Annotated in this window: 10 protein-coding genes; 3 read left to right on the forward strand and 7 right to left on the reverse strand. The window is 61.4% G+C overall.

What is annotated here, in order from left to right:
• Positions 1-35 precede the first annotated feature (35 nt).
• From G6K99_RS18285 to G6K99_RS18295, 3 genes are all read left to right on the forward strand, one after another.
• Positions 36-323, forward strand: a complete 288-nt coding sequence (locus G6K99_RS18285) for a DUF1488 domain-containing protein (RefSeq protein ID WP_371816237.1) — start codon at positions 36-38, stop codon at positions 321-323.
• Between the two features lie 93 nt (positions 324-416).
• Positions 417-1313, forward strand: a complete 897-nt coding sequence (locus G6K99_RS18290) for a transglutaminase family protein (protein ID WP_062458480.1) — start codon at positions 417-419, stop codon at positions 1311-1313.
• Positions 1314-1387: 74 nt separating this feature from the next.
• Positions 1388-2215, forward strand: a complete 828-nt coding sequence (locus G6K99_RS18295) for a transglutaminase family protein (RefSeq protein ID WP_174197404.1) — start codon at positions 1388-1390, stop codon at positions 2213-2215.
• Positions 2216-2276: 61 nt separating this feature from the next.
• Here the strand turns inward: G6K99_RS18295 and G6K99_RS18300 are convergent, their stop codons facing one another.
• The 7 genes from G6K99_RS18300 to G6K99_RS18330 all read right to left on the reverse strand — a co-directional run bounded on the left by G6K99_RS18300 (position 2277) and on the right by G6K99_RS18330 (position 12702).
• Positions 2277-4373, reverse strand: a complete 2097-nt coding sequence (locus G6K99_RS18300; protein ID WP_180215569.1) for a hybrid sensor histidine kinase/response regulator — start codon at positions 4371-4373, stop codon at positions 2277-2279.
• A complete protein-coding gene (locus G6K99_RS18305; protein WP_062458489.1) occupies positions 4315-5823 on the reverse strand; it encodes an ATPase domain-containing protein in 1509 nt (502 codons plus the stop codon). Before G6K99_RS18305 ends, G6K99_RS18300 begins: the two co-directional genes overlap by 59 nt.
• A 112-nt stretch (positions 5824-5935) precedes the next feature.
• Complete coding sequence (locus tag G6K99_RS18310) at positions 5936-7336, reverse strand: FAD-dependent oxidoreductase (RefSeq protein ID WP_174197405.1); 1401 nt, start codon at positions 7334-7336, stop codon at positions 5936-5938.
• Entirely contained in the window at positions 7333-7947 is a 615-nt protein-coding gene (locus G6K99_RS18315) for a cysteine hydrolase family protein (protein WP_174197406.1), read from the reverse strand. The genes G6K99_RS18310 and G6K99_RS18315 overlap by 4 nt, the downstream gene beginning before the upstream one ends.
• Positions 7944-10040, reverse strand: coding sequence for a hydantoinase/oxoprolinase family protein (locus tag G6K99_RS18320; RefSeq protein WP_244631565.1), 2097 nt, complete (start codon positions 10038-10040; stop codon positions 7944-7946). The genes G6K99_RS18315 and G6K99_RS18320 overlap by 4 nt, the downstream gene beginning before the upstream one ends.
• Before the next feature lie 5 nt (positions 10041-10045).
• A complete protein-coding gene (locus G6K99_RS18325; protein WP_174197407.1) occupies positions 10046-11812 on the reverse strand; it encodes a hydantoinase B/oxoprolinase family protein in 1767 nt (588 codons plus the stop codon).
• Entirely contained in the window at positions 11809-12702 is an 894-nt protein-coding gene (locus G6K99_RS18330) for an oxaloacetate decarboxylase (RefSeq protein ID WP_174197408.1), read from the reverse strand. The genes G6K99_RS18325 and G6K99_RS18330 overlap by 4 nt, the downstream gene beginning before the upstream one ends.
• Positions 12703-12733: the final 31 nt, after the last annotated feature.

Here is a 12733-nt window from a genome sequence, read left to right on the forward strand (position 1 = left end):
CGACATGCAAACGTGGTAGTCCGACATTCGGAGCCATGCTGACGACAGAGGCTGCCATGACACTTTCTTTCCCAAATCCCGCGCGCAGTTACGATGAATCGAAAAGACGCGTCCGCTTTCTGGGTCATGACGGCATGTTCGAGGTTCGGTTCTTCGTCGCTGCTGAAGTTCTCAGCAGCAACCTTGTTGAAAGAACTGCCGTCAGCGATGATTATCTTGCGTCTTTCGATGCGCTACGACCGAAGATCCTGAAGGCGGCCCAGGCTGCCTACAAGGCGAAAAACGCACAATCCATCATGCTAGATCTCGAGAACTTCAAATGAACAGACTTCTGCTGAGCGCCATCGCTCATCGTCCAGATATGATGTATTTTTCCGATCTGACCCAATGTCAGTCGAACTCGGCTCGGTGATCGCATGACGATCTTTTCGGTTCGTCACCTTACGTCCTACCAGTATCATAAGCCGGTCGAGTTCGGCGAACACAGGCTGCTGTTCCGACCAAGGGACAGTTTCGACCAGACGCTGCTCGTGTCGCGCCTCGAGGTCTTTCCAAAGCCTGCCTATGTCCGCTGGATCCATGACGTGTTTGGGAACTGCGTGGCGCTGGTCGGTTTTGAGGGTGCGTCTCAGAAACTCCAGTTCGAAACGACCATCAGGCTCGATCATACGCCGCAGCTCGCGATGGATTTTCAGATCGACGAGGAAGCCCTCACCTATCCCTTCACCTATGACCCGGTGGAAGCGTTCGATCTGGAATGCACCATCCGTCGCCATTACCCGGATGCCAACGACGAGGTTGGCAAATGGGCGCGGCAGTTCGTCAAACCCGGCCAGCCGACCGAGACCGGCCGATTGCTGATGACGCTCTGCTACGCGATCCGTGAAAGCTTCGTCTATGCCCGTCGCCACGAACACGGCACCCAGGCTCCGCTCGAGACGCTGCAGCTGCGTCGCGGGACCTGCCGCGACTTTGCGCTTTTGATGATGGAAGCCGCACGGGCCCTCGGCCTCGCTGCCCGTTTCGTCACCGGCTATATCTACGTTCCCGATCGCGACGGATCGACGACGCTTGGAGGCGGGTCTACCCACGCGTGGTGCCAGGTCTACCTGCCGGGAGCCGGATGGGTGGAATTTGATCCGACCAACGGCATTGTCGGTAACCGCGACCTCATTCGCGTCGGCGTCGCCCGCGACCCGAAACAGGCTATCCCGCTTCGTGGCAGCTATGACGGTGAGGCGGAAGATTTCAAAAGCATGTCAGTGCAGGTCAACGTCACGACCGACGAGTTCCAGGCCAAACTTCATGGCTAAACGGAACCGTATCAACGCCCGGGCATTGCCGCATTGCTGCCATCTCGTCAACGGTATTTAGGAGACATCGCTTCATGAGGATACGCGCCGGTTTTCATCTGGGCTATGAATGCCAACAGCCGACTGCCATGCTTCTGGCGTTGAATATCCACCCCTCCCGTCGCGTAGATCTATTGACCGAACAGGTGCTGACTTTCGACAGACCGATCGAAGCCTGGGGTTATCAGGATGTCTTCGGAAACGCCTGCAGCCGCATCGTTGCACCGCCCGGCCTGACGACGATCTCGACCGAGTTCGAGATCTATGACACCGGGCTCCCGGACCCGATCCCGGAAGATGCGCAGCAGCATCTCATCCAGGATCTACCCGACGACGTTCTGGTGTTCCTGCTGGGCAGCCGTTATTGCGATACGGACCGTCTGTCAGACTTCGCCTGGAACACGTTTTCCTCGACTGATCTGGGCTGGCCGCGCGTCAAAGCCATTCTTGATTTCGCGCACAACCGCATTGCGTTCAACTATCAGAACGCTGATTCGCTGCGGACCGCGTTCGGCGGCTTCAACGACCAGACGGGCGTGTGTCGGGACTACGCGCATCTGGCGATCACCCTTTGCCGGTGCATGAACATTCCCGCACGCTACTGCACGGGTTATCTCGGAGACATCGGTGTTCCCAAGGATCACAATCCGATGGACTTCAGTGCATGGTTCGAAGTCTATCTCGGCGGACGCTGGCACACTGTCGATGCCCGTCACAACAAACCTCGTATCGGCCGGATCCTGATGGCGACCGGTCGCGATGCGACCGATGTCGCGTTGTCCACGGCCTTCGGCCCGGCGATCCTGGCAAGGTTCGAAGTGATCACGGATGAACTGCCGCTGGGTGGCGACGGGCAGGCGTAATAGCCGCGCCGAGTTTCTGACCCTTTGAGCTTTATGACGTCGCGCCCGGTTGCGAGAGCAACTAGCGCGGCGACGTAAGCTTGCCGATCTGTTCCGCCAGCTGTGCCTGCGTATACGGCTTTCCGAGCCGCGCAACCTCAAGATCAACGCCAGGCGGAAGATCCGCGTAGCCGGAGGCGATCAGGATTGGCAATTCGGGCAGCAAGGCTCGTGCAGCCTTCGAGAGTTCGCCCCCGGTCATGCCAGGCATGGAGTAGTCGGTGATCATCAGATCGAACTTTGGTCCCTTACCCAGATGCTCCAGCGCCTCCTTGCCGGAATGGGCTTCGACCACGTCGTGTCCGAGATCCAGCAGCATGTCGGCGGAACTCATGGCGATGAGGACGTCGTCGTCGACAAGCAGGATACGCTTGGGACCACCCTGATATTCTGCCGGAGGCGATGGTGCCTCGGCCTGCCTCGGCTGCTCGGCAGCGGAAGAGACCGGAATCCACAATTCGGCGGTAGTGCCGGAACCGATCCTGCTCGACAACTTCAACTCTCCCTTTAACTGGGACGCCAGGCCGTGGATCATCGACAATCCGAGGCCCGTTCCCTTGCCCAGTTCCTTCGTTGAGAAAAACGGTTCGATGGCTTTCTGCAGCGTCGCCTCGTCCATGCCTTGGCCTTCGTCCTTGACCGAGAGCACGACGTAACGCCCGGCTGCAAGCGTATCGTTTGAGAACCTCTGCTCTTCCTGGCTGAGGCTGATCCGCAGCGTGCCGCCGTCGGGCATGGCGTCACGCGAGTTGACGGCAAGGTTGAGAAGCGCGAGCTCGATCTGGTTGGCATCTGCCGAAACCTTCGGCAGATGATCCGGTATCGCGGTTTCGACGAGGATGGTCGACCCGACCGAGCGTTCGAGAAGGTCGCGCATGCCACCGATCAGGGCGCCAAGGTCAACGGGACCGATCTGCAGATCCTGGCGGCGGGCAAAGGCGAGCAGCCGCTGGGTCAACGACGCCCCGCGTCTTGCGCCCTGGAGGGCGCCATCGATCAGCCGTTCCGCTTTCGGATCGCCCGCAACGAGCTTGCGGAGCAATTCGAGATTGCCGAGCACTGCCATCAACAGGTTGTTGAAATCGTGGGCGACGCCGCCGGTCAGTTGGCCGATCGCCTCCATCTTCTGCGCCTGGCGCAGTTGATCTTCCGCCCGCTCACGCTGCGACACCTCGTCCATCACGACCGAATGGGCCTGTTCAAGTTCACGCGTCCGCTCGGCGACACGCTCTTCAAGCAGTTCGTTGATCTGCCGCTGCTGCTTCTCGTTGATGACCCGGTCGGTAATGTCGGCGGATACGCCGACCAGCTTGACCGCCTTGCCCGAGTGGTCGCGGTAGAGCTGTGCCCGCACTTCTGCCCAGCGCACGGTGCCGTCGCGCCAGACGGTGCGGTATTCGACAGAATAATCCTCGCCGCTCTCGGCTGTTGCCGTATGAGCATCCTGCACGCGTTGTCGGTCATCGGGATGGATACTGGCAAAAAGGTCCTGATAGGTGAACGCCTCTTCCGGACCGCGTCCAAAAATGCTCTTGCAGGTCGCAGACGTGCTCAGGACATCAGTTGCAAGATCCAGTTCCCAAGCGCCGAGGCGACCGGCTTCGAGTGCTGTCTGCAGGCGGCGCTCGCCTTCGTCGAGAGCTTCCATCCGCAGACGTGCATCGTATTGGCGCCGACGCCCGCGTGCGGCAGAACGGGCAACGCTGATGAATGTCGTTGCGTGGAAAGGGCGCTCGATGAAGCTGACATTGCCAAGGACTTCCGACAGCCGCGCAGCTGCGGGATTACGCTCCGGACCACCGCCGCGGTTTGTCAGAATGACGAAAGGTAGATCCGACCAGCTCGGCTGGTTCTCGATCCACTGGGAGATGGCGCGCAGGTCGGCGGATCGTAGAGCTTCCTCGGTGATGACAGCGAGCGCGATGTTGTCGTCAAGGCTGTCGACGAAACCGGACAGGTCCAGGGCCGCCTTCGAAGCGATACCGGCTTCCTTCAGGAGGGATGCCGCAATCTGCGCATCGCGACCGTGTGGGGCATGAATGAGGCCGACGGCATCTCTGTTAGGAATGGCTTTCGTCCTCGTTTGAAAGCTCCAGCAGTTGCTGCTTTTCGCCGACAAGCGTCGGTACACCGCGCAACACGCCCTGGAAACCGGAAAGCGGATCGCCCAGTGTCAGCCCTGCATCGGTGATGCGAAACTCGCGGATGGTTTCTTCGTGCCGACCGGTTCGCTTCTTGATGACCGAGACTGCACGCCGAACCCTGCCCAGTGCCTCGAAATAGCGCAGCAGGATAACTGTATCGGCGAGGTAGGTGACATCGACCGGGGATTTCATGTCTCCGACGAGTCCGTGCTGGGCAACTGTCAGAAACGTATTGGCGCCTTGCCGATTGAGGTATTGCAGCAGTTCATGCACGTGCAGGATCAGCGCGTTTTCCTCGGGCATCGACGCCTGGTAGCCGTTCACGCTATCGATCACGACTGTCCCGGCCTTGAAGGTCGCCACGCGATCCCGCACGCGTTGCGAGAATTCCCCCGGCGAAAGCTCGGCCGCATCCAGCTGCTCGATGTGAATAGCGCCGTCGTCGCGCATCTTCTCGAGGTCGATCCCCATTGCTTTCGTACGCGAGAACAACAGGCCGAGCTCCTCGTCGAATATGAAGACGGCTGCTTTCTCACCGCGCTTCACGGCAGCTGCTACAAACTGGAGCGCGAACAGGCTTTTGCCGGTACCGGCAGGTCCGATGAGCAGCGTGCTCGACCCGCGTTCTATACCACCGCCAAGAAGATCGTCGAATTCGGCAATGCCGCTTTTCAAAATAGCTCGGTCGAATGCCGTCTTGTGCTCGATCGCACGCAGCCGCGGAAAGACCGAGACGCCTCCGGTCTTGATGACGAAATCATGATAGCCGCCGCGGAACGCCTGGCCGCGATATTTGATCACCCGCAGGCGGCGGCGTTCCGAACCATAGTCGGGAGCCAGCTGCTCGAGATGAAGAACGCCGTGAACGACGCTGTGGACGGTTTTGTCGAGATTGTCCGACGTCATGTCGTCGAGCAAAAGGACTGTGGCGTCGGATCGAGAAAAGAAATGCTTCATGGCCAGGATCTGGCGGCGGTAGCGGAGAGAACTCTGTGCCAACAGACGGATTTCCGACAAGCTGTCGATCACCACACGCTGCGGTTTCAGACGCTCGAAGGCCTCGAAGATCAGCTTGGTCGTCTCGCCGAGCTCCAGATCTGAGGAGTAAAGCAGGCTTTGCTGCTGGTCTGCGTCAAGCAGGCTTTCCGGGGGGACGAGCTCGAAGATTTCGATCGAATCCCCGAATTCGATACCGTGCGAAAGCGCGCTTTCCCGCAGTTCTTCTTCACTCTCCGACAGGCTGATATAAAGACAGCGCTCCTTGAGTGTTGCGCCTTCCAAAAGAAATTGCAGGGCGATCGTAGTTTTGCCCGTGCCCGGCGTCCCTTCGAGCAGGAAAACATGGCGGCGAGTCAAACCGCCCGATAATACATCGTCCAGTCCCCGAACGCCTGTCCTCGCCTTTGTACTCAAGCCGTCGATCATGTTTTTTCCTTTTGCGACTTTTGACTTAGCGCAAACTGGCGTGGAAACAAGAGATGGACGGGTAGGGTACGGTAACTGTGACGAACGAGATGTTTCCGGCTGTCCTTCGATTCTAGCAGTTGCGCAGGTAAGCGGCGGCGCGAAGACCCGAAATGCGTCCGAGCGCCACTGCAGTCAGGAGACCGTTCCCGGACAGGTAGCCGCTCGCTTTGCTGCCCGATACGCCACAGGCGGCGCCTCCGGCGGCAAAAAGGTTTGCGATGGTCGAACCGTCGCGTCGAACCACACGTGCCTCGCCGTCAACAACAAGCCCGCCCTGGGTGTGGAAGAGTGCGCCGGTGACCCTTACCGCTTTGAAGGGCGCTCGAAGTGGCGGCACGTCTGCCAGAGAACGGCCGAACGGGTGCGCCCCACCCTCGGCTTTGCAATTCTCGAAAGCACGGAAGCTTGCCGTCAGTTTCTCCGGCGAGACCTGCATCCGCTCCGCAAGCGCCTCGATCGTATCGGCCTCGATGATCGCATGCATACGCTCGGCGCTTCTGAAATCCTCGAACTGGCCGGCAATCTCGGCGATCCGCGTGTCGAACACGGTCCATGCGATCCCTTCCGGCTGGGCAAGCACGTTGGACGCCTGCTCGGAATACCCCTTCGCCTCGTTGGAAAAGCGTTCGCCTGCGACATTCACCTGGAAGCCGCCTTCCATCACGGTCGCCCAGGTGATCAGGATCCCGGCAGGATGGGCGACGGATCCATGTCCCTGATGACCGCTCAGATGCCGCGTCGCAGCACCCAGCGCCTCACCCCAGACGATCGCATCGCCCTGGTTGCCCGGGTGGCCGAAATAAAGAGCATCCCGCATCTCCGGAATGTGGTCGGCCACCAGTGCCGGATTGCCGCCATAACCATTGCAGGCAAGGATCAACGCCTCACAGCCGATGTCTTCGCGGGACCCATCCGGTCGCGACAGGGTCATGCCGCGCGGTTTGCCGTCGGAGCCAACGACGAGCGTGTCCACATGAGCTTCCGTCAGGATATCGATGCCGGCTTCTTCCGCGGCGTCGCGCAGACGATCGATCAACTCCTCGCCGGACCGGGAGGGAAGACCATGCATTCGAAGGTGCGAGTGACCGGGATACCGGAAGTTGTCGACCAGCGAAAACGCCAGGCCATGCTCCTCGGCCAGCCATTCCAGCGTTGGGCCGACCGTTTCGGTGACCAGCCGAACGAGATCCACATCCGGCTCGTCATCCGCCTTGTGCAGGATATCCGCCCCGAAGGCTTCCGGCGTGTCCTCGACACCGATCGCGCGCTGCCAGCGCGTGCCTGCTGCAGGGATGAGGCCGGCTGACAGCGCCGTCGAACCGCGCGGCAGCGGATCGCGCTCCAGCACAAGCACATCGACGCCTTCTGCCTTGGCCGACAATGCTGCAATCATGCCGGCGGCACCGGCGCCGATCACGACCAGCGGCACCGTCACCTCGAACTCCCGATCTGAGACTTCGACCTTGCTCATTGGGCCTCGAACTCGGCGATCATGTCTGCGATCGTCGCGATACGGCTGACCGGTTTCAATGCTGCGATCGCGGTCTCGTGCGTTTCCTGCGAAAAGGCTGCCGAACCATCCGACAGGGTGATCGTCTCGAAATCGCGGACATGGGCGTCGCGAACGGTGGAGGCGACACCGCCATTGGTGACGATACCGCCGATCACCAGCTTCTCGATGCCGCATTTGCGCAGGACCCATTCGAGCCGGGTCATGTAGAACGCCGAATAGGCGACTTTCTCGACAACGAGATCGGCCGGTGCCAGGTCATCGATCAGGCTGTTGCCCCAGGTGCCGGGCGCAAAATCGCCCTTGCCGAGAAAGGGCCGAAGTTCCTTCAGATGCGGCGAGATGATCGGCTCGCCACCCTTGCCCGGCACCAGCGTGAACTGCGCCGAGATGATGTAGCCGCCTTTTGCGCGCATCACGTCCACAAGTGGCTTGATGCGCGCGGGCAATGCCGCGATCTCGGGCGCCCCTTGCCCGGCCCGGCCATAGGCGCCGTCAGGGGCCAGAAAATCATTGGTCAGATCGACGATGATCAGACCCGTCTTCTCGATGGGGATCGAATGTCCGCTCATGATTTCCGCTCCACGATGATATTTCCGTAGAGATCGACGCGCGCCTTGAATTCCGGCGAGACGACTGTCGTGGCATCCGGCTGTTCGAGGATCGCCGGGCCCTGGATTTCGGAACTCTCCGGCAGTTGCAGGCGATCGTAGATCGTCGTTTCATGCCAGGCGCCGTCGAACCAGACCTGTCGCGAGCCGGTCGTGGCAGATTCTACCGTCGTGTCGACAGGTGCAGCCAAGGCCTTCAGATCGAAGCTCGGACGAATGCCGATCGCGCTGGTGCGAAGGTTGACGATCCGCATCGGAACACCCGGCAGAAGCCGGCTGAAACTTGCCTGATAGGCATCCTCGAAAGCCTGCTGGATCATCGCCTGGCTGACATCGGTGTTACCCCCGCTGATCGTTGCCGGCAGTGTGACGCGAACCGTATGGGTCTGACCGACATAGTGCATGTCGAGCTCGAACAGCGTATCGATCCGCTCCACCGTAAGATGAGCATCCTCGACGACGGCGCGCGCCTTGCCCGCCTCCTCGACCATGCGTGCGTCGATCGCCGCAACGTCGATGCCCTCGAGCGAGAGGTTCAAGGTCTGGACCTGGTCGTGGCGGATGTCGGCGATGACGCAACCCAGCGCAGATGTCACACCCGGATAACGCGGCACAAGCGCCGCCTTCAGCCCGACTTCGCGGATCAGCGCCGAGACATGCAATGCCCCGCCGCCACCGAAGGGAACGGCCGCGAACTTCTGCGGATCGTGACCGCGCTCGATCGACATCAGCCGGATCGCGCCGGCCATGCGGCTGTCGGCAATCTTCACGATCGCTTCGGCCGCTTCCATCACACCGAGGCCGAGCGGCTTTGCCACATGCTGGTCGATAGCAGCCTTGGCGGCCTCCACATCGAGACGGGCAAGCTTGCCGCCGATCGGCCGGTCGGCATTGATGCGGCCGAGCACGACATTGGCATCCGTCAGCGTCGGACGGCTATTGCCCTGACCGTAGCAGACCGGGCCCGGCCGTGAACCGGCACTTTCCGGGCCCACCTGCAGCAGGCCGCCGGCATCCACATGCGCAATCGAACCGCCGCCGGCACCGATCGTGGTGATCTCGATCATCGGCGTGCGGATGACGAGGCCGAAATCAATCGTCGTCTGGGCCGCAAGCGCTGCCTTGCCGTCGGCAATCAGCGAGACATCGAAGGACGTACCGCCGAGATCGCCGGTGATGACGTTCGGAAAGCCTGCCGCCTTTGCGATTGCGGCTGCGGCGATGACGCCTGCCGCCGGACCGGACAGCGCCGTGCGGGCCGGAAGCCTGCGCGCTGTCTCCGTCGACATGACGCCGCCGTTCGACTGGACGATATGGAACCGGCCGGCGAAGTCCTCGCTTGCCAGTGCCGTTTCCAGCTTGCCGAGATAGGAGCCGACCACCGGCTGCAGATAGGCGTTGAGGACGGTCGTTGACGTGCGCTCGAACTCGCGGATTTCGGGCAGGATCTGCGTCGAGCAGGCGAGGTTTTCGTTGTCCCAGACGGCACGGGCGGCTTCCACCGCACGTTCCTCGTTTTCGGGATTGGCATAGGCGTTGACGAAAACGATCGCGAGCGCTTCCGCACCCATTGCCTTCAGCTTTTCGGCAGCGACGCGGACGGCATCGACATCGACGCCCAGACGGATCGTTCCGTCGGCGAGCGTGCGTTCCGCCACTTCCAAGCGCATGTCGCGTTCGACGACAGGTATGAAATCGCCCCACAGGCCCCAGGTGTTGGGCCGGTCCCGGCGACGCATTTCCAGCACGTCACGAAAGCCTTCGGTGGTGATCAGACCGACCCTGGCACCCTTGCGTTCCAGGAGAGCGTTGGTGCCGACGGTCGTGCCGTGCACGATCGAGGAGAGGTCAGCGATGGCGCCGAAACCCTTCAGACCATCAAGGAAGCCGACAGCTTCATCGCCGCGGTTGGAGGGGACCTTGTTGGTGCGGAATTTTGCCGACGCTTCATCGAAATAGAAGAGATCGGTAAAGGTGCCGCCGACATCGACGCCGACGATCCGGCCCAATCCCGACTGGCCCAGTTTTTCATTTTGTTGTTTTGTTGTTCCCAGATCGCTCACGCGGCCACTCCCTTGCGCAGCTTGTCGGTTGCTTCGTGGTCGATCTCGCCATCTGCGCCGATCACCACGCCGTAGAGGGCTTCCGCCTGGCTGGTGCTGACGAAGCCGAGGCGCACGTCATGCAGAACCTTGTCCGGGTCGCGCCCATGCGGATCGCCCCAGCCGCCACCTCCCGGCGTTTCCAACCGGATCCGCTTGCCGGGCTTCAGCCTCAGATCGGTGATCTTCGACGCCATCGGCGGAACGGCTTCGCCGCCGTCTTCCGTCTGCCAGGAGAACCGGTTCAATGCCGCTGACTCTCCGCCGACGACGCCGAACGGCGCGCGTCTGCCGCGTTCGCCGAGTAGCGCCACATCGGCGCCGGTGAGAAGCTCCAGCTCGTAGATAGAACCGACGCCGCCGCGATGGGTGCCGGCACCGGCCGAATCCGGCCGCAGTGCCCATTGCGTGAACATGACGGGATAGGCGGCTTCGAGGATTTCGACCGGCGGAATGGTCGCTGTCGAAATCGGGTTGTTGGCATGGTTCAAGCCGTCAGACATCGGATTGCCGCCGAGACCGCCACCGAAGAACGAGAACATCACCCATCGCTTGTGGTCTGCCCTGTGACCGGCGAGCGACAATGCGTTGATCGTGCCGAACGGCGCCGCAGTCGCACGCGCCGGATCAGCCTGGGCAATGGCGCCGAGAACGACGCCGATCAGCCGCAGGATGGTTTCCGTATAGCCGGCAACCGGCTTTGGAGCATTTGCGCCGAGCAGCGAATTGTCGACGATGTTGAACGAGATCGGGCGAAGGCAACCCGCATTCGCCGGCACTTCGGTGAAGATATGCTTCAGCGCCACGTAGCAGGCGGCAATCGTCGTCGAGCGCGAGATATTGATCGGACCCTGGGCCGACTGGGTGGAGCGCGAAAAATCGAGCGCCATCGTGTCGCCGGAAATCGTCAGGTCGAGCGCCACCGTCAGCATCTCGTCGGTGATGCCGTCATTGTCGAGCACGTCTTCGAACGAATAGGTGCCATCGGGGATCGAAGCGATCGCCGAGCGCATCAGCGCTTCGGCGCGGTTCGAGAAAGCCTCGAACGCCGCATCGACTGTCGCTGGACCATATTCGCCGAGAAGAGCTCCAAGCCGTTTCTCGCCGAGATCGAGCGCATTGAGCTGACCGTTGAGATCGCCCCAGTTCGACATCGGAACGCGGGAATTGGCGGACAGGATCTCGATGATGTCGTTGTTCATCGTGCCTGCGGAGATCAGCTTGACGACCGGGATCCGCACGCCTTCCTGAAAGCTTTCGACCGCCTTCGGATTGTAGCTGCCGGCGACATTGCCGCCGATGTCGAGCCAGTGACCGACCGAGGCCATCCAGCAAAACAGCTTTCCATCCCGAAAGATCGGCCGCACCAGACGGAAGTCGTTGAGATGTGTCCCGCCCTCGTAAGGGTCGTTGAAGATGAACGTATCGTTCTCCCGCAGGCCCCCTTCCCGCTCAACCTTGGAGATGACGGCGCGCACGGCAAACGCCATGGCCCCGACGAAGATCGGCAGGCCGGACGTGCCCTGCACCAGCGTGTCGCCGGTCGTGGCGTGATAGATGCCGTGGCAGGCATCCTTGGCTTCGGCGATCGTCGGGTTGAACGCTGAGCGATAGAGCGTCGCATCCATCTCGTCCGCGATCTGTTCCAGCCGTCCCTTCAGCACTGCCAAAGTTACGGGATCAAGCGTCACGGCCTCAGTCGTGACGTTAGCGTGCAAGCTCATCTCGCGTCCTCTTCTCGTGTGTCCTGGCGATCGGCATCTTCATAGCTTTTGCCGAGCGCGAGCATGTCGGGCGTGCCGATCAGCGCATTGAGCCCATTGAAATCGAACATCCGGTCCGCGAAAGGCGCGTTGGATCCGGCAGCGGCCAGAGAGGCGTAATAATCGACTGCCGTCTTCGCCATTGCCCGGACGATTCCGCCCGGGAAGATGACGATCTGGAAGCCGAGGTCGGACAATTCGGCCGCGTTGTGGATCGGCGTCGTGCCGCCCTCGACCATGTTGGCAACCAGTGGCCTGACGCCCTTCAGCGCCCCGGCGATATCGCCCAGCTGCTCGCCACTCTTCGGCGCCTCGACGAACAGGATGTCGGCACCGGCTTGCGCGTAAAGATGCGCGCGTTCCAGTGCCCGATCGATGCCTTCCATCTGCAGTGCATCGGTGCGCGCGATGATCAGCGTCTGCTCGTTGGCGCGGGCGTCGACGGCCGCCTTGATCTTTCCAACCATCTCTCCGGTGGAGACGACCGACTTGTCGTTCAGGTGACCGCAGCGCTTCGGCGTGGTCTGATCCTCGAGCTGGATGCCCTGGGCGCCCATCTTTTCAAACAGCCGCACCGTGCGCTGGACGTTGAGCGCATTGCCGTAGCCCGTGTCAGCATCGACGATGACAGGCACGGTCATCCGGTCGCAGATCATCGCGATCCGGTCGGCCACTTCCGCCATCGACACGAGGCCGATATCGGGTCGCCCAAGATGGGTGTAGGCGATGGCCGCGCCGCTCAGATACACTGCGCGAAAGCCGGCGCCCGCTGCGATCGACGCCGTGAGGGCGTCAAACACTCCAGGCGCGACAATCGGAATGCCGCTCTTCAAATCCTGGCTGAGACTCATGGTATGTTTCCTTGTTCTTGCCGGCCTCTCT

It is taken from the genome of Neorhizobium sp. AL 9.2.2 (genome assembly GCF_013317225.1).
Lineage (GTDB): Bacteria > Pseudomonadota > Alphaproteobacteria > Rhizobiales > Rhizobiaceae > Neorhizobium > Neorhizobium soli.

Coding starts and splice junctions, on each gene's coding strand:
- G6K99_RS18290 (WP_062458480.1), top strand. CDS start 417: ATGACGATCTTTTCGGTTCGTCACCTTACGTCCTACCAGTATCATAAG.
- G6K99_RS18325 (WP_174197407.1), bottom strand. CDS start 11,812: ATGAGCTTGCACGCTAACGTCACGACTGAGGCCGTGACGCTTGATCCC.
- G6K99_RS18330 (WP_174197408.1), bottom strand. CDS start 12,702: ATGAGTCTCAGCCAGGATTTGAAGAGCGGCATTCCGATTGTCGCGCCT.
- G6K99_RS18310 (WP_174197405.1), bottom strand. CDS start 7,336: ATGAGCAAGGTCGAAGTCTCAGATCGGGAGTTCGAGGTGACGGTGCCG.
- G6K99_RS18285 (WP_371816237.1), top strand. CDS start 36: ATGCTGACGACAGAGGCTGCCATGACACTTTCTTTCCCAAATCCCGCG.
- G6K99_RS18295 (WP_174197404.1), top strand. CDS start 1,388: ATGAGGATACGCGCCGGTTTTCATCTGGGCTATGAATGCCAACAGCCG.
- G6K99_RS18315 (WP_174197406.1), bottom strand. CDS start 7,947: ATGAGCGGACATTCGATCCCCATCGAGAAGACGGGTCTGATCATCGTC.
- G6K99_RS18305 (WP_062458489.1), bottom strand. CDS start 5,823: ATGATCGACGGCTTGAGTACAAAGGCGAGGACAGGCGTTCGGGGACTG.